The sequence below is a fragment of the Larsenimonas suaedae genome (genome assembly GCF_023712105.1).
Classification (GTDB): domain Bacteria; phylum Pseudomonadota; class Gammaproteobacteria; order Pseudomonadales; family Halomonadaceae; genus Larsenimonas; species Larsenimonas suaedae.
In genome coordinates this window covers 430,849-455,916 of the sequence record NZ_JAMLJI010000001.1, presented here as the reverse complement: position 1 = coordinate 455,916, position 25,068 = coordinate 430,849, and the positions used below count along the sequence as shown (strand labels likewise).

Sequence of the window (25,068 nt, the reverse complement as noted above, 5' to 3'; positions counted from 1 at the left end):
TCTCCTATTATTGTTGTCGGGGGAAATCCCCTCATGTATTGCGCTGCCGAGTCAACGAATGCGACCCGGTGGGCGCCTACTTTAGTCTATCCCCGCATTGGGATAAAACGACGTGCTGGCGCACTCGGTATTGCCATCGCGATTTGCCAACCGCAAGCGGCGCACTCTATAGGCCCGCCTTGCTGAATCAGGCATAATGCGCCAACTGCCCTTAAACGCACGACGACTTCACAGGAAAAACAATGAGCCAGATCCCTGAAAACCTCAAATATAGCGACAGCCACGAGTGGATCCTTGACCACAACGACGGCACGGTCACGCTCGGCATTACCGACCATGCTCAGGACGCGTTGGGTGATGTCGTCTTCGTCGAACTGCCAGAGCTTGGTCAGGCCCTCGTCTCGGGCGAAGAATTCGGTGTGATCGAGTCGGTCAAGGCCGCCTCCGATCTCTATGCCCCGCTTTCGGGTGAAGTCGTTGCCATCAATGAAAGCCTCGAGGACGCCCCTGAAAGCATCAACGAAAGCCCCTATGAGGATGCCTGGTTGATCAAGGTGCAGCTCGAGGATTCAAGCGAACTTGAAAAGCTTCTTGATGCAACGGCCTATCAGCAGTTGCTCGAGCAGGAAGGCTGACAAACATCTCTCTCGATCGCGCCACGGAGCGTTTGAATTGACCGTGGCGCATCCTTATCTCTTCGGTTTCCACCTGATACAGGCACCTGCATGACGTTCGACGCTCGCCCGCTTCAAGACCTCGTCCAATCCGATGCATTTCTGAGCCGGCACAACGGGCCGGACACCAATGCCTTGACTCATATGCTCGGCGACATGGGGTGGGATACGGTCAACCACCTTATCGAGGCCACCATCCCGGCAGACATTCGCCTGGATAAACCGCTGGCGCTGGCGCCGCCGACCAGCGAGGCAGAAGCGCTGACGCGGCTGCGGGCCATCGCGTCGCAAAATACCGTAGCCACCTGCTATCTCGGCCAGGGGTACTACCCCACCCACACGCCGTCGCCGATCCTGCGCAACGTGCTTGAAAACCCGGGCTGGTACACCGCCTACACGCCCTATCAGCCCGAAATATCCCAGGGCCGGCTGGAAGCGTTGCTCAATTTTCAGCAGATGATCATCGATCTGACCGGCATGCCGGTGGCAAATGCGTCGCTGCTCGATGAGGGAACGGCCGCGGCCGAGGCCATGGCGCTTTGTCGTCGAGCCAATCGCAAGAACAAGAGCAACCGCTTCTTCATTGCAGACGATGTCTTCGCGCAAACGCGAGACGTGGTGGAAACCCGTGCCCACTACATGGGCATCGAGCTGGTCACGGGCCCGGCCGAAACGCTGGGCGAGTACGACGTCTTCGGGGCGCTGGTACAGTATTGTGGCGAAAGCGGGCACATTCATGAGCTTGCCCCGCTCATCGACACGGCCCATAACAGCAACGCCATGGTGGCCGTTGCAGCCGACCCGCTGAGCCTTGCCCTTCTCGAAGCACCGGGCCAGTTCGGCGCCGACATCGTCTTTGGAAGCGCCCAGCGCTTTGGTGTCCCGATGGGGTATGGCGGCCCTCATGCCGCCTTCTTTGCCGCAAGCGATGCGCTGAAACGCTCCATCCCCGGCCGGATCATTGGCGTCTCCAAGGACAGCCGCGACCAGGTGGCGCTGCGCATGGCCATGCAGACGCGCGAGCAGCACATCCGTCGAGAGAAAGCGACGTCCAACATCTGCACCGCCCAGGCACTACTGGCCAACATGGCAAGCTTCTATGCGGTCTATCACGGTAAGGACGGGTTGATTACCATCGCCTCTCGCGTCCACCGCCTGACGACACTCCTGGCACAGACGCTGCGTGAGGCCGGCATCTCTCTTCGAAATGAGCGCTACTTTGATACGTTGACCCTCGATGACTATGCCCCGGCTGAGCTCAGAGCGCGGGCGGAAGCGCTTGGCATCAACCTTCGCTATCGACCCGATGGCGGAGTCGGAATCAGCCTGAACGAAACCACCACGCTTACAGACCTTGACCGCCTGTGTGAGGTGCTGATTCCGAAAAACCGAGAGAAGAGCTGGTCCTCGCTTGATCAACGCGTTATCGAGCAGAACATCTCCGGCATTCCGGAATCGCTCGAACGTACCTCTGATTTTCTGACGCACCCGGTGTTCACACGCTATCGCAGCGAAACCGAACTCATGCGTTACATGAAGCGGCTCGAGAACAAGGATCTCTCGTTGGTGCACTCGATGATCCCGCTCGGCTCCTGCACCATGAAGCTGAACGCCGCCAGCGAAATGATTCCGATCAGCTGGCCGGAATTTGCCAACATGCACCCGTTCGCGCCGTCCGAGCAGACCCACGGCTACGCGGCGCTGATCACCGAGCTTTCAGACTACCTTGCCGAAATCACCGGCTACGACAGTGTCTCGATGCAGCCCAATTCAGGTGCCCAGGGTGAATACGCCGGATTGATCGCCATTCGTGGCTATCAGAAGGCCAACGGCCAGGCACACAGAAACATCTGTTTGATTCCAAGCTCCGCCCACGGCACCAACCCGGCCTCTGCGACCATGGCCGATATGCAAGTGGTGGTCGTTGAGTGCGACAGCCAGGGCAACATCGATCTCGACGATCTCGCGTCCAAGGCGGCCAAGCACAGCGATAACCTCTCCGCCATCATGTTGACCTACCCGTCGACGCACGGTGTGTTCGAAGCGGGCGTGCGCAAGGCCTGTGAGATCGTTCATGAGCACGGTGGGCAGGTGTACATCGACGGCGCCAACATGAACGCTCAGGTCGGCCTGTGTCGCCCTGGCGACTATGGCGGTGACGTCTCGCACCTGAACCTGCACAAGACCTTCTGTATCCCCCACGGCGGTGGCGGGCCGGGCATGGGCCCGATCGGCGTCAAGGCGCATCTGGCGGCGTATCTGCCTGGGCATCGCAGCACCAGCACCAATGACGCAACCGGTGCGGTCGCCTCGGCGCCGTTCGGCAGCGCCTCGATCCTGCCGATCTCGTGGATGTACATCACCATGATGGGCGAAAAGGGCCTGACACGCGCCTCAGAGCTTGCCATTGTCAATGCCAACTACATCGCCCACCGGCTTTCATCGCATTACACGATTCTCTACAAGGGCACACAGGGCAACGTTGCTCACGAATGCATTCTTGATCTTCGCCGTCTCAAGGCGGAAGCCGGCATCAGCGAGGAAGACATCGCCAAGCGGCTAATCGATTACGGCTTCCATGCACCGACCATGTCGTTCCCGGTGGCGGGTACGCTGATGGTCGAGCCGACCGAATCCGAGTCGCTCAGAGAGCTGGACCGCTTCTGTGATGCCATGATCGGCATTCGCAAGGAGATTGATCGTATCGTCTCAGGCGAATGGCCTGCCGACGACAACCCGCTGGTCAATGCACCGCACACGCATCGAGACAGCCTGGCCGAATGGCAGCGCCCGTACAGCCTCACCACCGCGCTCTACCCGTCCGGCGACATCGACAGCAAGTACTGGCCGAGCGTCAACCGAGTCGACAATGTTCACGGCGACCGAAACCTCGTGTGCAGCTGCCCGTCCATCGAGCACTATCGATAAATAAGGGCCTTTATCGATAAGGGCCTTGGCGGTCTACGGTTCAGCTGGATTGAACCGCTACAAAAAACGCCCACCGAGATCTCGGTGGGCGTTTTTTGTAGCGCGTTACATGACTCGACGCTTTCACATCTCAAAGCACATCTTTTAATCCTCGACAACATCGGTCGAGGGCTCTTCACTGTAGCCATAAAGTACGGTTCGGCGCTGCTCACGAAACTCGCCCAACAGCTGGTCATAGCGTTTGGCCAGCTCCGCGTCCTGGCGAGTCACGATATAAAACGGCTCATAGGCTGGCGTACTCAGTGGCACCTCGATTACCTGACGCTGCCAGGGTGAGGTCTCGAGCACGGCCCGCGATACCACCGTAAATCCGAGCCCGCGTGCGACGGCGTCGAGAACAACGCCCACCTCATTGGTATAGCCCTTGAGCGGAAAATGGCTCATTGAGCGAAATTCCCCGCTGTAGTTAGCCCTTAAAAGCTGACTTGCGTTATTGATGCCGTCGGAATAGTTGATAAATCCAAGCGCCATCAGCTCGCTCAGGCCGTTGCCTCGAAAATCGGCGGGCGCAACCAGACACAGCGGCTCATGATGCCAAAGCGTATAGGAAAGCTCCGAGCGTTTGATCGGGTCAGACACAAGCCCGAGGTCATAGCGCCCTGCCGCCACATCCTGGACGATGTCCTGATTGAAGGCGAAGTTGTAATTGAACGTTAGCCCGCTATGAACCTGCTGGTAGCCAAGCATGAAGGGATAGAACATCAGACCGATGCTTGACGGGCTCGCGATGCGAAACTCACCACTGTGCAAGGAATCATCATCAAGGGAATGACGGAAGTGCTCATGCTCTGCAAACAGCTTGATGGCGTAGTCGTAGGCGCGCCGACCGGCATCGGTCAGCGTAAATCGCCGCCCGTGACGTCGAAGCAGGGTCTTGTCGAGGTAATTCTCGAGCTTTCGAATATGCTGACTGACACCGGGCTGGGTCATTTCCAGCTTGCGTGCCGTGTGCGTAAAGCTGCCGGTCTCGACCAGGGTAATAAAGGTCCGAAAATACTGGGCGTTAAACATGAGGGATAAAAAAACTCACTGAGACTTTGAAACGCGGTGGGAAAAACGCTGCAGCACGCGGCAATGCTCAACATCGTGCGCGGGCGATAATACCAGAACCGCATCGGTTGCGCAGCGCTGAGCGCGACTGGAAATCCGTGTTAGCATCCGGTCACGTTTCAACCTACGAGATCTCTGAACTCATGCCGGATTTGTTATTGCAGCGCGGTGAAGCCATCAAGGCTCGCCTTTTGGAAATGGAAAGCAAGGCCAGTGAAGAGGACCTGTTTGAATTGGGCTACCTCATTCCTCAGGTCGAACTGGTGCTTGAAATGGCCGACTATGACCCGGCCGACGTCACAGCTGATGATTTCGACGCTACCTTTGAACACTGGTTAAGCATGGCATTCGACCAGGACGCCATGAACGACACCGACCGCGACCGCATCCATACACTTTGGGAAGACGCCCGTCAGACCGCTTCAGCTCTACAGGAAAGCCATCAATGACCGATACCGTTTCAACCATCATCTCCCCCGAAGGCAGCCTCGAGGTCCTATCACAGCAGGAAGTGAATCGCCTGAGAGACACGTCTACCGGCGGCGTCCACGATATTCTGCGCCGCTGCGCATTGGCGATTCTTAACTACGGCGCCCTGACCGATGACAGCCGAAGCGTGCTGGAAACCTATCATGACTTCGATATCGAAGTGCTCCAGCAGGATCGCGGCGTACGTTTGAAACTGACCAATGCCCCGGCTCATGCGTTTGTCGACGGCCGCATGATTCGAGGCATTCGCGAACTGCTTTCCTCGGTACTGCGTGACATCGTCTACGTCAGTAACGAGATTCAGGATCAGCCCAAATTCGACCTGAACTCCACCGACGGCGTAACCAACGCAGTGTTTCATATCCTACGAAACGCAGGCGTGCTCGCACCTTCAAACGACCCCAGCCTGGTCGTATGCTGGGGCGGCCACTCCATTGGGCGCGTCGAATATGATTACAGCAAGTCCGTCGGCTACCACCTGGGGCTTCGGGACCTGGATATCTGCACCGGCTGTGGCCCGGGCGCCATGAAAGGCCCAATGAAAGGCGCAAACGTTGCGCACGCCAAGCAGCGTCGCAAACACGGGCGCTATCTTGGTATCTCGGAGCCCGGCATTATCGCCGCCGAATCTCCGAACCCGATCGTGAATCAGCTGATCATCATGCCGGACATCGAAAAACGCCTCGAAGCGTTCGTTCGCATGGGCCACGGCATTATCGTCTTCCCGGGCGGCGTTGGTACCGCCGAAGAGATCCTTTACCTGCTTGGCATTTTGCTTGATCCCAAGAACAAGGACGTTCCATTCCCGGTCATCTTTACCGGCCCGAGCAGCAGCGAGGAGTATTTCCGCAAGATCGATGACTTCATTGCGTACACGCTCGGCGAAGAAGCTCGAAAACTCTACAAGATCATCATCGATGACCCGGCGGAAGTGGCACGCACCATGCGCGCAGGCGTTGATGACGTCACCGAGTTCCGACGCAACCAACAGGACGCGTTCTATTTCAACTGGCGCTTGAGTATCCCGGAAGATTTTCAGGCCCCGTTCGAACCGACCCATGAAGCCATGGCGGCGCTCGCCTTGCACAAGGAACAGCCGACCCACGCGCTCGCAGCGAATCTGCGACGCGCTTTTTCGGGCATCGTTGCGGGTAACGTGAAGGAAAACGGGATTCGAGCCATCGAAGAACATGGCCCGTTCAAGCTGAACGCTGAGCCGGCACTGATGGCGCGACTTGATGAGCTACTCACGTCCTTCGTCGAGCAAGGCCGCATGAAGCTGCCCGGCAGCGAATACGTGCCCTGTTACACCCTGTAGAGCGTACATCGAGGCACCAAGGGGCCTTGCCGCACTCGGCAAGGCCCTGCTGAAGTCCGCCATTGAAAGCACGCTTACGCCTCGCGACGCCGCTTCAAAAGGCCATGAACTATCTGCACCACCAATGCGATGATACCGGCCTTGGGCAGCCAGGCGAGCGCGGCAGGCACGCGCTGGGCATCAAGCAGTGACGGCAGTAATCCAAGTGCGTCCACCGAAAGCCCGATGGCGTAAACTCCCAGGAAAAGCACGAGCCAGCCCAAAAACCGAGCCAATACGTCTCGTGGGGCAACCCCCTCCTTTTTCTGGCGTAACAGCGCTGCAATCACCACGGCAATGGCTCCGCCGCCGAGCAGAATCTCTCGCGTGTCGTCGCGCAACCACCAGTAATACGGAATAGCGACCAGCATCGTTACCGCAAGCCCCCACATGGTCGAGAGTCTCGCGGCAGCAAGATTGGTGTTCAAAGCGTTTCGATCCATTGCTCAACCCAGGGCAAGGCCGCGTCGTCGGCCATGAAGGTTTCCATCGCATCGATTTCAAGACGTTCACCCTGACGTATGGCGCCGCACTCGCTCAAAAGCGCATCGAGCGCGCGCCCGGCGCCACAGAAGGTATCACCATAGGAGCTATCGCCCAGCGCGATCATCCCATAACGAAGGTTTGCAAGGTCGGGATGGCGATCCTTCAATGCCGCAGCAAACGGCACCAGTCCCCCAGGGTAATCCCCACTGCCGGTGGTCGAGATACAAAACAGCGTTAGCTCGGCCGCCTTGACCGTCACATCATCGATCGAAGGCGACTCGAGGATGCTGACGTCGTAACCGGCCTGTTCGAATACAGGCTGAACCTGCTCGGCAACATCCAGGGCGCCGCCATACACTGTTGCAACCACGATATTCAAGGTTGGCACGATTTTTCTCCTACAACATGCATTCATGAAAAAGGCGCCAAAAGGCGCCTTTCACACAGAACAGGCATGGCTCATACCTGATCATCGTTATTGCCACTATAAGCTTCCACACGGCTTTTGAGCTTCTGGCCCGGACGAAAGGTCACCACCCGACGCGCCGAGATGGGAATTTCTTCCCCGGTCTTTGGATTGCGCCCCGGTCGCTCGCTCTTGTCGCGCAGATCAAAGTTGCCGAACCCCGACAGCTTGACCTGTTCGTTTTCCCGCAGACACCCGCGAATTTCATCGAAAAAGGATTCGACCATATCCTTGGCATCACGCTTTGAAAGGCCAAGCTCTGTATGCAGGTGCTCGGCCAGTTCGGCCTTGGTTAACGCACTCATTGCCGTGTTTCTCCTTATTTTAGCGTCTAAGGCTTGCCTCGAACCGATCTTCGAGCGTTTCGATTATGGCCGAAACCCACTGGCTCACCTCATCATCGTTGAGAGTGCGTGATGGGTGTTGCCAGGTCAAGCCGATCGCCAGGCTCTTGCTGCCCGGTTCAACACCCTTGCCCTGATAGACATCAAACAAGCGCCAGTCGACCAGCCATTCACCGGCAACCGTCGCAATGGCGTCGGTTATATCGGAGAGCACCACACGCTCGTCGACGACAATGGCAAGGTCACGCCGAACTTCAGGATAGCGCGACAGCGGCTCGAAACTCGGAACGCGCCGCATCGTGACACTAGAATAGTCCAGCTCGAACACGAAGACATTGCTCTTGAGACCAAGGGCTTGCGTGATCGAGGGATGCAGTGCCCCGACCCAGCCAATCGGTGTCTCGCCATCAAGGATTTGCGCCGATTGCCCCGGGTGAAGCGTGCTGTGCTCGCACTGGACGAAACGCCATTGACGCTCGCCGCCGAGCGCCATGATGGCTTCGACGTCGGCCTTGATGTCGAAAAAATCCACCTCGCCCGAACGGTTGAACCAGTCTTCCGGATGGCGGCTGCCATAGATGAGCCCACCCAAACGCTTATCCTGAGACAGCGCATCGAGTGACCCGTTGAACACTTGCCCTATTTCGAAAAGCCGTACACGAGACTGCTGTCGATTCAGATTGTGCTGCAGCGTTTTGATCAAGCCAGGCCACAGTGTGCTGCGCATCACGGCCATGTCACTTGAGATCGGATTCAGAAGCTCTGGCGAGACTGCATCCGGATGAAACTGATGCTGAAGCTCTGACGAAATGAAGCTGTAGGTGATCGCTTCCTGATAGCCAAGATCAACCAATCGGTCTCTAAGTGTGCGATCGGAGATGACGGCCTCATTTCGCACAACCGGCGCCATATCCATCGCAGGATGACGAACAGGCATGTTGTTGTAGCCGTAGACGCGGGCGAGTTCCTCGATCAAGTCGGCATCAATCGAGATATCGAAGCGCCAGCTGGGTACGTCAACGCGCCACTGCGCATTTCCTTCGGCGTGAACCGTCATACCAAGCCGGGTCAGGATATCCACGACCTCCCATTCCGGCAAAGCAACGCCGAGAGTGCGTTCGATACGTTCGGCACTCAGCTCTATAACGCGAGCCGTCTCATCGCGGCCACCGGCACTCACAATCGGCCCAGCCTGACCGCCGGCGTATTGAACGAGCAAACTTGAAGCCCGCATCATGGCCTGCTCGGTCTGGCCCGGATCAACCCCACGCTCGAACCGGTGTGATGCATCGGTGTGAAGACCATAAGAGCGTGCGCGCCCGGCGATGGCCAGTGGCGTAAAAAATGCGGCTTCAAGCAGTACCGAGGCAGTCTTCTCGGTAACACCGGAAGAAGCGCCACCCATAATACCGGCGATGGCCAGCGGCCCACTGTCATCGGCAATGATCAATGTGTCGTCTCGCAGATCGACCTTCTGCCCGCCCAACAGCTCAAGCGATTCACCTGCCTGGGCACGGCGAATCTGGATTCCCCCCGAAATTGCCTCGAAATCGAAGGCATGCAGGGGCTGTCCCAGCTCGAGCAACACATAGTTTGTCACATCGACCACGATGTCGATCGACCGAAGGCCTGCACGGCGAAGACGCTCCTGCATCCAAAGCGGTGTTGGCGCCGAAACATCGACTCCCTTGACGATTCGACTCAGATAATGAGGGCAGAGATCGGTCGCGGCGAGCTCGACCGTCGGGCGCTCGTCCAGTGTAGTGGGCGCATCCGCCATTTCCGGGGCAGTCACGCCAAGCCGATTAAGCACACCTACTTCACGAGCAATACCACGAACGCTTAAGCAGTCACCACGGTTGGGCGTCAGGTCGACCTCAATCACCGAATCATCAAGGTCGAGCCATGTGCGAAAATCCTCCCCGACCGGCGCTGTCTCCGGCAGGACGAGAATGCCATCAGAACTCCCTTCCTCAAGACCGAGCTCGGAAGCTGCACAGACCATGCCACGGGATTCAACGCCGCGCAGTTTGGCTTTCTTGATCTTGAAATCGCCAGGCAGAACGGCACCGACCGTTGCAAATGCAATCCGCTGACCCGCTGCGATATTGCGAGCACCACAAACGACCTGGACGCGCTCACTGCCGGTATCGACTTGACACACGTTCAGCTTGTCGGCATCCGGGTGGGGGCTAACCTCAACAACATGGGCAACGACCACGCCGCTGAAGGCAGGACATGCCGGCTCGATGCCATCCACTTCAAGCCCTGCCATGGTGATCTGGTCGGCAAGCGCCTGGGTATCAAGGGCTGGCGACACCCATTCGCGCAGCCATTTTTCAGAAACTTTCATAGAGACTCACTCGCCTGCCTTTTACTGAAACTGCCGCAAGAACCGCAGATCGTTTTCGAAAAATAGTCGAAGGTCATTGACCCCATAACGCAACATCGCAAGGCGTTCGGCGCCCATGCCAAATGCGAATCCACTGAAACGAGAGGCATCAACGCCTGCGTGACGAAATACCTCGGGGTGCACCATGCCGCAGCCCATGACCTCAAGCCAGCCGGTGTGAGAGCACACACGACACCCATCACCCAGACACATCACGCACTGAACATCGACTTCTGCAGAGGGCTCTGTGAACGGGAAATAGGAAGGACGGAACCGCACATCAAGCTCATCCTTTTCAAAAAACGCACGCAAGAATGCTTCGACCGTACCTTTCAAGTCGGCAAAGCTTACATTTTCGTCGACCAAGAGCCCTTCAACCTGGTGGAACATCGGGCTGTGGGTCAGATCAGAATCGCAGCGATAGACACGACCGGGACATACGATACGGACCGGGGGCTCCTGGGAAGCCATGGTGCGAATCTGGACAGGCGACGTATGCGTTCTTAAAAGCCGCGAGGCATCAAAGTAGAACGTATCGTGCATGGCGCGTGCGGGGTGATGCGAGGGAATATTGAGCGCTTCGAAGTTATGGAAATCGTCTTCGATTTCAGGGCCCTCCGCCACGCTATAACCAATATGCGTAAACAGATTCTCAATGCGCTCGAGCGTCTTGGTTACCGGGTGCAAGCCACCCTGAGGCCCGGACCGGCCGGGTAAGGTCACATCCACACGCTCGGACGCAAGCCGTTCGTTCAAAGCAGCACTTTCCAACGTCTGCTTTTTTTCATCGATACGCGTAGAAAGCGTTTGCTTGGCCTTGTTGATCGCTTCGCCGGCTTTGGGCCGGTCTTCAGCAGGCAATTTACCAAGCGTTTTGAGCTGAGCTGTCAACTCGCCCTTTTTCCCCAAATAGTGAACGCGTAACGCATCAAGGGATTGAACGTCTCCCGCCTCCTCAATCGCGCGCTCAGCTTCGGTGACCAATGAGGAAAGTTGATCCATCCTGTGCTCCACTGACCAATGGCTGGTCTCACCTGGTTAGATTGCAAAACACAGGCAGACCGACAAAAAATAAGGGAAGAGCGGCATGCTCTTCCCTTACGAAGTGGCTACAAGCTCCGGAAAGGAGCAAGTATCCTTACGATTGAGCAGCCTTGGCTTTCTCTACAATCGCACCAAATGCAGCTTTTTCATGTACTGCAAGATCAGCAAGAACCTTACGGTCGATCTCGATGCCGCTCTTCTTGAGGCCGGCAACAAACTTGCTGTACGACATGCCGTGAATACGAGCAGCCGCATTGATACGAGTGATCCAGAGGGCGCGGAACTGACGCTTACGCTGACGACGGTCGCGGTATGCGTACTGACCGGCCTTGATGACGGCCTGCTTGGCTACACGAAATGTACGCGAACGCGCACCATAATAGCCTTTGGCTTGCTTCAAAATCTTATTGTGACGACGGCGTGCAACGACGCCACGTTTAACGCGGGGCATAACGCTCTCCTGAAAGGATTAAAAGTCGGATTAAAGGTTCGGCAACATACGGATGATCAGGGGACGATCGGAATCGTGGACCTGCTTCATACCGCGCAGCTGACGCTTACGCTTGGTCGACTTTTTGGTCAGGATGTGGCTACGGAAAGACTGCTTGTGCTTGAAGCCATTAGCAGATTTCTTGAAGCGCTTGGCAGCGCCCCGGTTAGTCTTGATCTTAGGCATGAGAACTCCAACTTTTTTAAGAAAATCCAAGGCCGGTGCGCTTCAAGCGCACCCGTTTAACTGCCATCGGATCACTTCTTCTTGGGAGCCAGCATCATTATCATTTGCCGGCCTTCCATTTTCGGTCGGGATTCGACCACCGCCAGCTCTTCAAGATCGCTCTCGATTCGCTCCATCAGCTTACGGCCGATGTCTTGGTGCGCCATTTCCCGGCCGCGAAAGCGCAAGGTAACTTTGCCCTTGTCGCCATCTTCGAGAAAGCGAATCAGGTTTCGTAACTTAACCTGATAATCGCCTTCATCCGTTCCAGGACGGAATTTAACTTCCTTGATCTGAATCTGCTTCTGTTTCTTTTTCTGAGCAGATTTCTGCTTTTTCTGCTCAAAAAGAAACTTGCCGTAATCCATGATCTTACAAACGATCGGATCGCCGCTGGATATCTGAACAAGATCCATACCGGCTTCAGTGGCTTTTGCCAGGGCGTCGTCCAATGTGACAACACCTAGCTGCTCACCTTCGGCGTCTATGAGGCGAACCTCATCTGCGCGAATTCGATCATTGATTGGGGGGCGCTTCTCTTGAGCGCGCCCACGTTGATTATTCCGCTTAATCGCTACGTCTCCGTTAGTTTTAAGAAAAAGACTGCTTGCGTGTACTTTCCAGTGTAGCAAGAAGTTCCGAAACGGAAAGCACGCCCAAATCTTCTCCGGTGCGTGTTCGCACTGCGACCTTTCCATTCTCGGCTTCCTTATCTCCGATTACCAGCAGATAAGGAACTTTCGTTAACGTATGTTCGCGGATTTTAAAACCTATCTTCTCATTTCTCAAGTCAGACTTGACACGAACACCGGCAGATTGTAATTGATCCACCACCTGATTGACATAGTCCGCCTGCGCATCGGTGATACACATGGCAACTGCCTGTACAGGCGCCAACCATGCTGGCAGATTCCCTGCATAGTGTTCAACGAGAATACCGATAAAACGCTCCATTGAGCCAACGATGGCACGATGCAGCATCACCGGTGCATAACGATTTCCATCCTCTGCCACATACTGCGCACCCAGACGGGTCGGCATCATGAAATCGACCTGCATGGTTCCGACCTGCCACTCACGACCCAGGCAGTCCTTCATGTGGTATTCGATCTTGGGCCCGTAAAATGCACCTTCACCCGGCAGCTCCGTCCATTCAACGTCGCACGCGGATAATGCATTTCTGAGCGCCGCCTCAGCCTGGTCCCATACGTAGTCATCGCCCAGGCGTTTTTCAGGGCGCAGCGCGATCTTGACTTCGATATCATCGAAGCCGAAATCCTTGTAGACACTCAGCGCCTGCCTGTGAAAGGCAGTAACTTCAGGCTCGATCTGAGCCTCGGTACAAAAGACATGGCCATCGTCCTGAGTGAAGCCTCGCACACGCATGATACCGTGCAGCGCGCCAGAAGGCTCATTACGATGACACCCACCGAACTCACCAAAGCGAATCGGTAGATCCCGGTAGCTTTTAAGCCCCTGATTGAAAAGCTGCACATGGCCCGGGCAGTTCATCGGCTTCAGTGCGAATTCACGTTTTTCCGATTCAGTGAAAAACATGTTTTCGGAATAGTTATCCCAGTGACCCGATTTTTTCCAGAGCGAGACATCCATCACCTGTGGGCAGCGCACCTCCTGATAGCCGCCCTGCTTATAGACATCCCTAAGATACTGCTCGATTACCTGCCACAATGACCAACCATTGGGATGCCAGAACACCATGCCAGGCGCTTCTTCCTGGAGATGAAAAAGGTCCATACGCTTGGCAAGCTTTCTATGATCGCGCTTCTCTGCCTCTTCCAGGCGGGTCAGGTATGCCTTTAGCTGCTTCTTGTCGCCCCAGGCCGTACCGTAAATACGCGTTAGCATCTGATTTGAAGCGTCACCTCGCCAGTACGCTCCGGCAAGCTTGAGTAGCTTGAACGATTTCAAATGGCGGGTATTGGGCACATGAGGCCCACGGCACATATCGATGTATTCCTGATGATGATACAGGCGAACTGTTTCACCCCGGCCGATACCATCGATGATTTCCTGCTTGTAAGGTTCGTCGCGCTCGACAAATACTTCATGAGCGTGCTCGCTGCTCACATACTCTCGAACAACGTCGTACTCAGTATCGATCAGCGTCTTCATCCGCTTTTCAATCTCACCGAGATCTTCTGATGATATGGACTCACCAAAATCGATATCGTAATAGAAGCCATCGTCAATCACTGGACCAATCGCCATCTTGGCGTTCGGATACAGCTGCTTGACCGCATGCCCTAAAAGGTGAGCACACGTATGCCGAATGATTTCGAGACCTTCCTGATTCTTTGCGGTGATAATCGAAACATTGGCGTCTTGTTCGATAACATCGCTTGCGTCAACAAGTACTCCGTCGATCCGACCGGCAACAGCAGCTTTTGCAAGGCCGGCACCAATCGAGGCGGCGACGTCCATGACTGTAACTGGCCCTTCGAATTCTTTCTTGGCGCCATCAGGAAGCGTAATAACTGGCATTTAAAATCCTTATATTCAGTGGTGGCCCCTACCAAGGATCACTTGAATCAGTGCTTGTGTTTCCGCGCTCAAGGCAAAAGCCCGCCATACACAGCGGTAAGATAGTACCTTGATGCCTATTGAGAAGGACGTACTCTATCAATGCTTTTTCTCAAACGTCCACTCAAAAATAAAAAAGCCCCGATAGACGGGGCTTTCTCGATCACAAAACTAAATGCTTAGTTAAGTTGACCGGCATCACCGAGGGGACGCAGCTCAACACGACGGTTCTGAGCACGACCTTCTGCAGTGTTGTTGGTTGCAACGAAGTTGCTTTCGCCCAGACCTTTGGTCTCGAGACGGCTGCTGTCAACGCCCTGGCTTACCAGGTAGCTCTTGACGGAGTCAGCACGACGCTGAGAAAGATCTTTGTTGTAAGAGTCAGAGCCGACGGAGTCGGTATACCCTTCAACACGGACGCGAACGCTGTCATTAGCATTCAGCTTCTCGGCAACGCCGTCGAGGATCTGTTCGGCGCTGGAAGTCAGCTGAGCAGAATCGAACTTGAAGTTGACGTCATTCAGAACAACGTTTGCCGGGCAACCAAGCGCATTGACTTTGGTACCAGCTGGCGTGTTCGGGCACTGGTCCTGATAGTCAGGCACGCCGTCACCGTCGGAATCCAGCGGGCAGCCTTTAGCGTCTACGCTAACGCCAGCCGGAGTTCCCGGACACTGGTCCTGATAGTCAGGCACACCGTCGCTGTCGGAATCAAGCGGGCAACCTTTGGCATCTACCGCTACGCCAGCAGGTGTACCCGGGCACTCGTCACGATCGTCCGGCACGCCATCGTTGTCGGAATCCATGACTGTCGGCTCGTTGTTAGAGCACAACAGAGCACCCGTGGTTGCGCCTGCAACGCCGCCGATAGCACCACCGGTTTCTTCGTCATCATCGCCGCTTACGCTGTAGCCGATACCGCCACCGATCAAACCGCCGGCAAGGCCGCAGACGAACGGAGTGGAGTACCAGGGCTGGTCGGATGAGCTGGAAGATGTCGCACCGCCCGAGCTTGCACAGCCGGAAAGACCGACAACAAGCGCCGAACCGAGCAGTAAGCCAGTCGCTGATTTATTCATTTAAAAACTCCTTCTTAGTACAACCTAGGCTAGCTTCATGTTAGCCGTGTTTTATGATGAAAGCAGGCGAGTTCGGCGCTCGGGGGTAAGCAATCCAACACCGCTCTCTCCGCCCCCACCTACCCCGTCAGAGTAGTCCACCTCTGGTAGGGATTACAAAGTGCCCCAACGACTGACATGATGCAATAGTCGAACAGCGTTTTCAATCAAACTGTTCAAGAAGATAGCCCATAACATGAAGCAATAAAAGTCTGTGCACCCGGCTTAAAGTACATGATGTTTCTTCAATGGGCTTCATGCGCCATAACGGCGCCGGCGTGCCCCGCACTAAAGGTTTGGATATCAAACGCTGCCGCCCGGATATCGTTGCGATATTCGCCGGCAAGCTCAAGCCGCTCTTTGTCTTCCTTCATCCGTTCCCGTGGCGTCAATTCCTGACGAGCGCCGTGCGTGTGAAACCGCTGGGCTTTTTCACGAATATTCAAAAGCGGTTTCAGGGCGGACCGCTCGAACAAGCTTGCATCGTAGATGTCTAGAATAACGCAGCAGCGCAAAACCCCTTCAATCAGGTCGACCTGATCGGCAATGACAGCCTGGGACAGCACATCGAGGTTGGCAAGACACTGCTGTTTGGCGCGGTCATGCTCGGCTTGCGCTTGTTTCTGGCGTTTGTCGACTTCACCCCAGAGTTTTTTAGCGTAAAAGGCGAGCCCTAAAACGACACTTATGCCAATTACCAGGACAAGGACCAGGACTGTGGAAGAAAGGTTCATTTCGAGCGCGCTTCCTGTGTAGACGATAGAGCCTGAAAGGACGCCATCAATTTCCGAGACTGTTTTTCATGTGCAAAGCCCGTTGCAAGTTTCGCCATATCGCTTCCGATCTGTTGACGTTGAACCGGAGATTGCAGAAAACCATCAAGCTGGTCTGACCAGCTGGTTTGATCATCCGGGTCAATGACCAACTGCGGCCAGCGAGAGGCAATCAACTCGGCGCTACCAACGTACTTGGAGAGTATTACGGGAGTGCCACACGCCATGGCCTCAAGCGCGACGCGCCCGAACTCCTCTATATGAGCGGGCAACACGAAAACGTCAAGCGCACCATAAAGCGCTTGAACATCATCAATGGTCGTTTGCCAATATACGCGATCACCAATGCCGAGCGCAGACGCCTGCTCCTTGAATGGTGTGGCGTCGTCTTTACCAACAACAAGAAAGCGCAGGTTATCGTGGCGTTTATCAAGCGCTGCAGCCAACTCGATAAACCCTTTGACGTTACGCTTGGCAAAATTCCCAGACGTGACAAGACCAATCAAGCACTCATCATGGTCACAGCCGAACCGCGCCCTCATTTCGTCACGACGAAGACGGGCGTTTTGGGGGTTGAAGCGCGCAGCGTCATAGCCAGGATAACTTATCTCGATCCGCTCATCGCTGATGCCATAACGTGCCTTGAGATCCTCGCCCATAAGATGGGAGTTCACCGCCACTTTTTTAAAACGTTGCCGGCTTAATACATGATCATGTATTGCCGCAACCTCGTGGCGCGCGGGCAAGGAAGTGCCGTAAATTCGCTCGCTCGCCAGATGAACACAGTTGTGTAAATACACTATGTCGGGCGTTTCTACATCGCCATGGCTCACCAGCAAGGCAGGAGAATGCTTTTTGACCCAGCGCTGAACACAGCGATTGAACCAGAAGCGTCGAATCGCGCCCTTAAACGGAAAACGCCAGCAACGCACCCATTGTACGCCACTGGCATTAATCAATTCTGGCCGAGCCCGCTCGGCCAGAATCACGACTCGATACCCCAGTTCATGCAGTGCATGAGCCTGCTCGAAAGCGTTACGACTCGCTCCCGTGTTTTTTTCCACTTGCCGGATAGCAATCGCGGCAAGCGGTTTTTGAGATACCGTCATGGAACAAATGATTACTCGTTGGACATGGTGAGGGATTCACCACGGCCGATAGCGTAATACATAAGCCCGGCTTCGTGCACGGCGCTCGGCTCATACAGGTTACGGCCATCGATCAGCACCGGCAGGGAAAGCTGTTCCTTGAGCCACTTGAAATCAAGCGTACGGAACTCTTTCCATTCGGTAACGATCACGAGCGCATCCGCGCCGCGAACAGCCTGAATCCGATCCGCCACCAGCACGAGGTCATCACGCTCACCGTAGATGCGGCGGCATTCCTTCATCGCCTCCGGGTCATAAGCCTGAACCTTGCCGCCCGCGTCCCAGATCGCTTCCATCAGCGTGCGGCTCGGCGCTTCACGCATGTCATCGGTGTTTGGTTTGAACGCAAGACCCCAGACCGCAATGGTCTTGCCGGCAAGATCGCCATCAAATGCCGCGGACAGCTTGCGGAACAACGTTGTTTTCTGGCGATAGTTGACCGTTTCGACAGCGTTGAGCAATTCGGCTTCATAACCAACCTGAGATGCCGTGCGGGCCAGAGCCTGAACGTCTTTGGGGAAACAGGAACCGCCGTAACCACACCCTGGATAAATGAAGTGATATCCGATACGCGGGTCACTGCCGATACCACGACGTACGGCTTCAATGTCAGCACCCAGACGCTCAGCCAGATTGGCGATTTCGTTCATGAAACTGATCTTGGTTGCAAGCATGGCGTTCGCAGCATACTTGGTCAGCTCTGCGGCACGGATGTCCATGAACATCAGCTTGTCATGATTACGGTTATAGGGGCCGTAGCATTCACGCATCAGCTCCTTGACCTTATCAGACTCGGTACCCACCACGATTCGCGCACCACGGGTGAAATCGTCGATAGCCGCCCCTTCCTTCAGGAATTCAGGGTTGGAGCAAACGTCGAAATCGATCTTGGAACCACGCGCATTCAGCGCCTTGGAAAGCGCCTGGTGAACACGGTCTGCCGTGCCAACTGGCACCGTCGACTTATCGATAACGACGCGATAATCGGTCATGTACTCACCGATCGTATTGGCAACCGCCAGAACGTATTTAAGATCGGCACTGCCATCTTCATCCGGCGGCGTACCAACGGCGATGAACTGAAGCACACCGTGCTCGACAGCGGTTTTGGCATCCGTTGTGAAGCGCAGACGACCCGCGGAGACGTTGCGCTCAACCATCGGCGTTAGACCGGGTTCGAAAATCGGAATTTCGCCCTGCTCAAGGCGCGCGATCTTGTCGGCATCCACGTCCATGCACATCACATCATGACCGACGTCTGCAAGGCAGGTGCCTGTCACGAGGCCGACGTATCCGGTACCAAAGACTGTAATTTTCAATGTATCTTCCTTTAAAACAACGACCCAAGACGAGCAGAGTTAAATACCTGCTCATGGTTCTACGTTACAAGCGATTGCCCACGCGGTCAGTTAGAGTCCGACCCGTATCCGTGGGGGTTATTATATTGCCAACGCCAGGTGTCGGCCATCATGGCCTCGATGCCCTTTTTCGCAGTCCAGCCAAGTTCGGTTTCGGCATACGCCGGATCAGCGTAACACTGGGCAATATCACCCGGGCGACGAGGTTCGAGCTTATATGGCACCTCGATCTCGCTGGCCTTTTCGAAGGCCTTGACCACATCGAGAACGCTATAGCCTTGACCGGTGCCCAAATTGAAGGTGAACACCCCTTCGTTGCTTCCCAGATATTCGAGCGCCTTGAGGTGGCCATCGGCCAGGTCAACCACGTGGATATAATCACGTACGCCCGTACCGTCGTGAGTCGCATAGTCACTTCCGAACACGGAAAGTCGCTCACGGCGTCCTACGGCAACCTGACTGATAAAGGGAACAAGATTGTTGGGAATACCTTGCGGATCCTCTCCGATCTGGCCACTTTCATGTGCACCCACCGGATTGAAATAACGCAGCAAGCAGACACGCCAGCTTGGATCGGCAACGGCGAGATCACGAAGAATCTCCTCGACCATCAGCTTGGAACGTCCGTACGGATTGGTCGCCGCCGTCGGAAAGTTTTCATTGATCGGTACGGTTTCCGGATCGCCATAAACCGTTGCTGATGAGCTGAACACGATGCTCTTGACGCCTGCGCGTGCCATGGCTCGGCACAGCACGAGCGTGCCGTTGACGTTGTTATCGTAATACTTGATCGGTTTCTCAACGCTCTCACCTACGGCCTTGAGCCCCGCGAAATGAACGACCGACGTAATCTCATGCTGCTCGAAAATGCGATCAAGAAGCGCTTCGTTGCGAATGTCGCCTTCCATGAACGGCACGTCCCGCCCGACCAGACTGGCCACGCGTGACAACGCTTCTTCACTCGAATTGGACAGATTATCCAACACCAGTACCTCATGCCCTGCATCCATCAGAGCAACAACCGTGTGCGAGCCGATATAGCCCGCGCCTCCGGTCACTAGAATCATCGCATTTCTCCTATGAGCAACAGTAAAAACGGACACGGCCACCCGAGCGCAGCCGCTTTTTATGCGGCCAATGAAAACACATTATACGAAGGGCTTATATGCCAAAGTGTTTCAGCGCGAAAAGATGCGCTAGCAATATTACCGTTTTTTAAAAAAGGACTCGATATGAGCACCCAGGAAACGTCAACCATGGCGCCACGCATCGGGTTGGTATTAGGCCTGATCTTTGCCATCAGCGTCTTGATCATTCCCGCCCCCGGCGATATTCCCTCTTCAGCCTGGCATTGTATCGGTCTTGCCCTGCTTATGGCGACATGGTGGTCAACAGAAGCCATCCCGATCCCCGTGACCTCGTTACTTCCAATCATATTGATTCCGGCCATGGGCATCGGCGACGTCAAAACCGCAACAGCCCCCTACGCTAACCCAATCATCTTTCTATTCTTGGGCGGTTTCCTTTTAGGGTTGGCCATGCAGTACTGGAATCTACACAAGCGCCTGGCGCTTAAGATTCTGTTGATGGTCGGACAGTCACCGAAGCGGCAGGTCGCCGGGTTCATGCTGGCCACAGGCTTTATCAGCATGTGGGTTTCCAATACCGCGACGGCGATCATGATGTTGCCAATTGGCATGTCGGTGATCACCATGCTGACCGAGAAAGACGCCGTCACCGATAACCGTTACGCCACGTCGCTTTTGCTGGCTATCGCCTATGCTGCAAGCATTGGCGGCGTCGCCACCCTGATTGGCACCCCGCCCAACGCCTTGCTGGCAGGCTATCTCTCAAACGATCAGTCCATCGACATCGGCTTCGGTCAATGGATGGTGGTCGGACTACCGATTGCCATTGTGATGATGCTTTTTGCCTGGTTCTGGCTTACGCGCGGGCTTGGCAATATCGAAGACACCGACAGCAGCGCGCTCTTTCGAGAAAAGCTCAACGAACTGGGTCCCATGAGCCACGCCGAAAAACGGGTCGCGATTGCCTTTGTGCTGGCCGCCGGATTCTGGATTTTCCGCCCGCTCTTGAATGCCTATGGCTTACCCTGGCTTTCGGATACCGGTATCGCGATGATCATCGGGGTCGGGCTGTTTCTGATTCCCTCGGGCCAGGAAGGTCAATCAAGGCTCATGAGCTGGGATAACGCAAGCGACTTGCCTTGGGGGGTATTGCTACTGTTTGGCGGGGGGCTTTCACTTGCAGGCGCCGTCAAAAGCTCAGGGCTTGCAACCTGGATCGCCGAACACTTGGCCATATTCGGCAACCTGCCTTTACTGTTGCTGATCATGATCGTCGTCATGGTCATCATCTTTTTGACCGAGGTTACCTCGAACACAGCAACAGCTGCCGCATTCTTGCCGCTTTTGGGCGCGCTTGCCATATCGCTTGATCAATCACTGCTCTTGATCACCGTGCCTGCAGCACTTGCTGCCAGCTGCGCCTTCATGATGCCGGTTGCGACCCCACCGAACGCCATCGTATTTGCAACCGGGAAAATGAAGATAAAGTCCATGATTTCAGCAGGGTTTGCGCTGAATATTGCCGGAATATTCATCGTCACCCTGCTCAGCTATTTCCTTATTTCGCTGGCATGGCAATAATTGCGTAATCGCGATCAAAAAAAGGGGCCAAAAGGCCCCTTTTTGCTTAAAAAACTGAATAACTTACTTCGGAAGAGATGCCGCTTCAGCCAACAGCTTTCTCGGCTTCAAGGTTTCTTACAACACTCCAAAAATACATGATGCCTAACGAAAACAGCATAACGCCCGAGTTATGGGAAAACATGGACTGACTCAGCGCAAAATCCATATAACACGCTGGAATCAAGCCACCAGCCATGGCATAGCACCGAATATTCCAATCCGATGGATAAGCGCGAATCTTTTGATTAAAAAGACGCAATGGCACGATATAAAGGATCATCAGCAGGATAAATCCGATCGTTCCATACTCGCTCAGGTTCGTCAGATACTCGTTATGGGCATGACCAAAATGAACGGCCGCTTGATCAATGATTCCCTCGTCCGCCAGCACCTGTTTCTTGGCCTGAATATCGAACTCACCGACCCCGAGAATGGGCGATTCCTTATAAAGATGGAGAGCCGCTTTCCACATTTCAAAGCGAAGCCCAACCGAGGTTCGTGCGCTACCATCGGGCTCAACGTAGTTTTCAATGTCTGATACGGCCTGGCCAATCCGATGAGACACCCCGGTCTGAGGTATCGCAATTACAGCCACCATTGCAGCCACAAAAAATACCGCTGCCTGCTTTACGAGCCGGGCACCGATGACATCACGACTTTGCCAGAAGAGATAGACAAGACCGACAGGAATGGCCAGCCACCCTCCACGCGATCCCGACAAAATAGACACCAATAGACCCGAAACGCCTGCCAGAAACATCAAAAAAGCATACGTATACTGTTTTTTGCCGATATAGAAAATGAACCCGGCAAAGCAAATCATGCCCAGCAGTACACCGAAGTTCCCAAACATGATCGGATGCTGAAAGCCGTTAGCCCGCGCCTTGTCATCTATAAAGTGCTGGTAGATTGCAACACCCACACCCGAATACGTGCCGACTGCAGCCCCAAGCCATAACAAATATCCCTTCAGGGCCACCGAACGCAGAAACAGGAAAATCAAGCAGACCAGAATAAACCTCGACGGTTTATCCAGCCCACTCCATTCAAACACGTGGTACGCTCGAAAAAACAAGAAACTAAGCCCGTAAAGGACAAACACCAACAGCAGCTGCCTATCCTCACGGGCAAGGCGCTGGCCGCGATATAACCTGAACGCTCCCAACCCCAACAAGCTCCCAAGCAACACTATTATAGCGCCGTAGCTATATCCGCCATCGAGCGACAGCGTCAACGCAAGGGTTAAAAACATGCCCATTTGAGCGAAGAGACTTAAAAAATGGTTGTTGCCTTTCATCGTTTTGGCGCCTTACCCACCGGATCATTGCCGGCGAATACTACCATCAGCATTAAAACCTCGCTGCTTTAAAAGCCCATGATTTAAAGCCTTTATCATGAGAAAGCTAAAACAAGAAAGCCACCTGAACATAGCTCCAACGTGCCCCGTTAAACGCAAAAAGGCCGTGTATGGACCTTGGCACTCCATACACGGCAAGCGGGGAACCGATTAACCTTTTATTGACAACTCATTTCCTAACGATCAAAACGTTTCCCAATCATCATCGCCAGCTGCGGTCGTCATGGCCGGTGCTTGTTTTGGGCGAGAGGGCTTGGCTGAAACCGGTGACGCTTTCGCCTTAGTGGGCGATGTTTTACGAGGGCTTGAGGCGTGGTCAGCTTTCCGGGCACTCATCGAGGGCACCGGTGGCGCGAGACGAGCATCAAGGCGCTGATTTGCGCCTAACGCACCGAGTTGGAAGAAACCGACCTCACGTCGTAGCTGATCAGCCTGTTCTTCAAGCGTACGGCTTGAAGCCGCCGCCTCTTCGACCAGCGCAGCATTCTGTTGTGTGCCTTGATCCATTTGTGAAACAGCCTGGTTCACCTGATCAATCCCGGTCGACTGCTCCTGGCTTGCATTGGAAATCTCGGCAACGATATTGCTGACCTTTTTAACGCTTTCCACGATTTCGGTCAGCGTTTGCCCAGAAAGCGTAACAAGCTGAGAGCCGGACTCCACTTTATGAACGCTTTCCTCGACCAGTCCTGTAATTTCCTTGGCGGCCTTGGCGCTACGTTGCGCAAGGTTGCGCACCTCGGAGGCAACCACAGCAAACCCGCGCCCCTGCTCACCGGCACGCGCAGCCTCGACCGCTGCGTTCAAGGCAAGAAGATTGGTCTGGAACGCAATCTCATCAATCATGCCCACGATATCGGCGATCTTTTTACTCGATGCATTGATTTCGCTCATGGCCTGAACGGCCCGCTCGACTACTTCTCCCCCTTCCTGGGCCTGAGCACTCACCCCTGAGGCCAACTCATTGGCCTGAATCGCGTTTTCAGCGTTCTGGCGTACCGTCGAGGTCATTTGCTCCATGGACGCAGCGGTCTGTTCAAGGCTTGCGGCCTGCTCCTGTGTTCGACGGCTCAGATCGTCATTGCCGGATGCAATTTCCCGAGCGGCCGAACTCACAGACTCGGAGTTATCGTGCACACGAGTGACTACAGATGCCAGGCGTTGCTGCATTGCATGGAGGCCCCGCAGCATGTCGCCGAACTCATCGGTACGCTGCGTATCGATCTCGTTATCAAGACGCCCTTCTGCAATCGAGCCGGTAAGCTCCTGCGCGCGAGATAGCGGGGGAATAATGGAGCGAAGTGTCCAATAACCGACAGCCGCCGTTGAAATACCCGCCAGAATCATCGCGATCCAGATCAACCACTGTTCGGTTTCAGCGCGACTGGCTGCGGCTTCATAGAATGCTTTTGATTGCGTCTTTTGAATACCAAGTAACTCGTCACTGATGCCTCGGGTTGCTACAAACGCATCCCTGACCTGATCGACATAGGCATCGCGGGCGCGATCATAGTCACCCCCTTTAATTGCTTGAAGCATGCGGGCCATACCCGCATCCATCTGATCATAGGCATTGATGAATCGAATGGCCGTTTGGCGTTCCTCTTCCGAGGAAACCATCGCTGGATAATAGGCGGCAAGGCTTGTGCCAAGCGCCTCTTGTGAGGCCCCGATATCTTTTAAAATCCTGGTAGTCGCCTGATCATCTCGAAGCGTTGTTGTACTCAGCGCTTGCCCACGTATTTCGGAAAGCGAGCTTTTGATATTGCCGACCATTTGAGTTGAAAGCAGGTTTTGTTCATACACACGCTCCAGGTCCGTATTGGCTTCTTGAATGCCATAGGCTCCAAACGCACCGATACCTACAACCACCACAACCCCGCTACCGAACGCGCCGATGAGTCGGTAACGAACACTTGCCAATCGATCAAGAATCGCCATGTTAGATTTCCCATCACCAGGAACGTTATTAAACGCTTGAAGACACCCAAGACTCGGCACATAGCCGCTCACTCAAGCTTTATCGACAACAAGGTCGGGAAATGAAGAGCGCATGT

The 25,068-nt window shown here is 55.0% G+C and carries 22 protein-coding genes; 5 read left to right on the top strand and 17 right to left on the bottom strand.

What is annotated here, in order from left to right:
- Positions 1 to 242: 242 nt before the first annotated feature.
- Both gcvH and gcvP read left to right on the top strand, forming a co-directional pair.
- Positions 243 to 635: a glycine cleavage system protein GcvH gene (gene gcvH / locus NAT49_RS02155; RefSeq protein WP_251589963.1), complete on the top strand. Its 393-nt coding sequence runs from the start codon at positions 243 to 245 to the stop codon at positions 633 to 635.
- Positions 636 to 725: 90 nt separating this feature from the next.
- Entirely contained in the window at positions 726 to 3,602 is a 2,877-nt protein-coding gene (gene gcvP / locus NAT49_RS02150; RefSeq protein WP_251589962.1) for an aminomethyl-transferring glycine dehydrogenase, read from the top strand.
- Between the two features lie 144 nt (positions 3,603 to 3,746).
- On the opposite strand, the gene NAT49_RS02145 is transcribed toward gcvP, so the two are convergent.
- Positions 3,747 to 4,673 carry a LysR family transcriptional regulator gene (locus tag NAT49_RS02145; RefSeq protein ID WP_251589961.1) on the bottom strand — a complete coding sequence of 309 codons (927 nt, stop codon included), beginning with the start codon at positions 4,671 to 4,673 and terminating at the stop codon, positions 3,747 to 3,749.
- 182 nt (positions 4,674 to 4,855) lie between these two features.
- On the opposite strand from NAT49_RS02145, the gene NAT49_RS02140 reads away from it, so the two are divergent.
- Positions 4,856 to 5,161 carry a hypothetical protein gene (locus NAT49_RS02140; protein ID WP_251589960.1) on the top strand — a complete coding sequence of 102 codons (306 nt, stop codon included), beginning with the start codon at positions 4,856 to 4,858 and terminating at the stop codon, positions 5,159 to 5,161.
- Positions 5,158 to 6,519, top strand: a complete 1,362-nt coding sequence (gene ppnN / locus NAT49_RS02135) for a nucleotide 5'-monophosphate nucleosidase PpnN (protein ID WP_251589959.1) — start codon at positions 5,158 to 5,160, stop codon at positions 6,517 to 6,519. Before NAT49_RS02140 ends, ppnN begins: the two co-directional genes overlap by 4 nt.
- A gap of 74 nt (positions 6,520 to 6,593) precedes the next feature.
- On the opposite strand, the gene NAT49_RS02130 is transcribed toward ppnN, so the two are convergent.
- The 14 genes from NAT49_RS02130 to galE form a co-directional block, all read right to left on the bottom strand.
- On the bottom strand, positions 6,594 to 7,001 hold the full coding sequence (locus tag NAT49_RS02130) for a hypothetical protein (protein ID WP_251589957.1): 408 nt from the start codon (positions 6,999 to 7,001) through the stop codon (positions 6,594 to 6,596).
- Positions 6,983 to 7,432: a flavodoxin domain-containing protein gene (locus NAT49_RS02125; protein WP_251589956.1), complete on the bottom strand. Its 450-nt coding sequence runs from the start codon at positions 7,430 to 7,432 to the stop codon at positions 6,983 to 6,985. Before NAT49_RS02125 ends, NAT49_RS02130 begins: the two co-directional genes overlap by 19 nt.
- Before the next feature lie 71 nt (positions 7,433 to 7,503).
- Positions 7,504 to 7,815, bottom strand: a complete 312-nt coding sequence (ihfA, locus tag NAT49_RS02120; protein WP_251589955.1) for an integration host factor subunit alpha — start codon at positions 7,813 to 7,815, stop codon at positions 7,504 to 7,506.
- 19 nt (positions 7,816 to 7,834) lie between these two features.
- Positions 7,835 to 10,207 (bottom strand): phenylalanine--tRNA ligase subunit beta, encoded by a 2,373-nt coding sequence (gene pheT, locus NAT49_RS02115; protein WP_251589954.1) that lies wholly within the window; start codon positions 10,205 to 10,207, stop codon positions 7,835 to 7,837.
- Positions 10,208 to 10,228: 21 nt separating this feature from the next.
- Positions 10,229 to 11,248 carry a phenylalanine--tRNA ligase subunit alpha gene (pheS, locus tag NAT49_RS02110; protein WP_251589953.1) on the bottom strand — a complete coding sequence of 340 codons (1,020 nt, stop codon included), beginning with the start codon at positions 11,246 to 11,248 and terminating at the stop codon, positions 10,229 to 10,231.
- Positions 11,249 to 11,384: 136 nt separating this feature from the next.
- The gene (gene rplT, locus NAT49_RS02105; RefSeq protein ID WP_251589952.1) at positions 11,385 to 11,741 is read right to left on the bottom strand and encodes a 50S ribosomal protein L20; all 357 of its coding nucleotides are present in this window, start codon (positions 11,739 to 11,741) and stop codon (positions 11,385 to 11,387) included.
- Between the two features lie 30 nt (positions 11,742 to 11,771).
- Entirely contained in the window at positions 11,772 to 11,966 is a 195-nt protein-coding gene (gene rpmI, locus NAT49_RS02100; protein WP_251589951.1) for a 50S ribosomal protein L35, read from the bottom strand.
- Between the two features lie 71 nt (positions 11,967 to 12,037).
- Positions 12,038 to 12,703, bottom strand: coding sequence for a translation initiation factor IF-3 (infC, locus tag NAT49_RS02095; protein ID WP_432806148.1), 666 nt, complete (start codon positions 12,701 to 12,703; stop codon positions 12,038 to 12,040).
- Positions 12,597 to 14,507: a threonine--tRNA ligase gene (gene thrS, locus NAT49_RS02090; protein ID WP_251589950.1), complete on the bottom strand. Its 1,911-nt coding sequence runs from the start codon at positions 14,505 to 14,507 to the stop codon at positions 12,597 to 12,599. The genes infC and thrS overlap by 107 nt, the downstream gene beginning before the upstream one ends.
- A 218-nt stretch (positions 14,508 to 14,725) precedes the next feature.
- Positions 14,726 to 15,625, bottom strand: coding sequence for an OmpA family protein (locus tag NAT49_RS02085; protein WP_251589948.1), 900 nt, complete (start codon positions 15,623 to 15,625; stop codon positions 14,726 to 14,728).
- A 284-nt stretch (positions 15,626 to 15,909) separates the two neighbouring features.
- Positions 15,910 to 16,398: a DUF2489 domain-containing protein gene (locus NAT49_RS02080; protein WP_251589946.1), complete on the bottom strand. Its 489-nt coding sequence runs from the start codon at positions 16,396 to 16,398 to the stop codon at positions 15,910 to 15,912.
- Positions 16,395 to 17,546, bottom strand: coding sequence for a glycosyltransferase family 4 protein (locus tag NAT49_RS02075; RefSeq protein ID WP_251589944.1), 1,152 nt, complete (start codon positions 17,544 to 17,546; stop codon positions 16,395 to 16,397). The genes NAT49_RS02080 and NAT49_RS02075 overlap by 4 nt, the downstream gene beginning before the upstream one ends.
- Positions 17,547 to 17,557: 11 nt before the next feature.
- Positions 17,558 to 18,904, bottom strand: a complete 1,347-nt coding sequence (locus NAT49_RS02070) for a UDP-glucose dehydrogenase family protein (protein WP_251589943.1) — start codon at positions 18,902 to 18,904, stop codon at positions 17,558 to 17,560.
- An 86-nt stretch (positions 18,905 to 18,990) separates the two neighbouring features.
- Positions 18,991 to 20,010, bottom strand: a complete 1,020-nt coding sequence (galE, locus tag NAT49_RS02065; protein ID WP_251589942.1) for a UDP-glucose 4-epimerase GalE — start codon at positions 20,008 to 20,010, stop codon at positions 18,991 to 18,993.
- Positions 20,011 to 20,175: 165 nt separating this feature from the next.
- Here galE and NAT49_RS02060 point away from each other — a divergent pair, with 165 nt between their 5' ends.
- Entirely contained in the window at positions 20,176 to 21,612 is a 1,437-nt protein-coding gene (locus NAT49_RS02060) for an SLC13 family permease (protein WP_251589941.1), read from the top strand.
- A gap of 85 nt (positions 21,613 to 21,697) precedes the next feature.
- On the opposite strand, the gene NAT49_RS02055 is transcribed toward NAT49_RS02060, so the two are convergent.
- Together NAT49_RS02055 and NAT49_RS14975 are read right to left on the bottom strand one after the other, a co-directional pair.
- Positions 21,698 to 22,951 carry an O-antigen ligase family protein gene (locus NAT49_RS02055; protein ID WP_251589940.1) on the bottom strand — a complete coding sequence of 418 codons (1,254 nt, stop codon included), beginning with the start codon at positions 22,949 to 22,951 and terminating at the stop codon, positions 21,698 to 21,700.
- Positions 22,952 to 23,194: 243 nt separating this feature from the next.
- A complete protein-coding gene (locus NAT49_RS14975) occupies positions 23,195 to 24,952 on the bottom strand; it encodes a methyl-accepting chemotaxis protein (RefSeq protein ID WP_285835987.1) in 1,758 nt (585 codons plus the stop codon).
- Positions 24,953 to 25,068 lie beyond the last annotated feature (116 nt).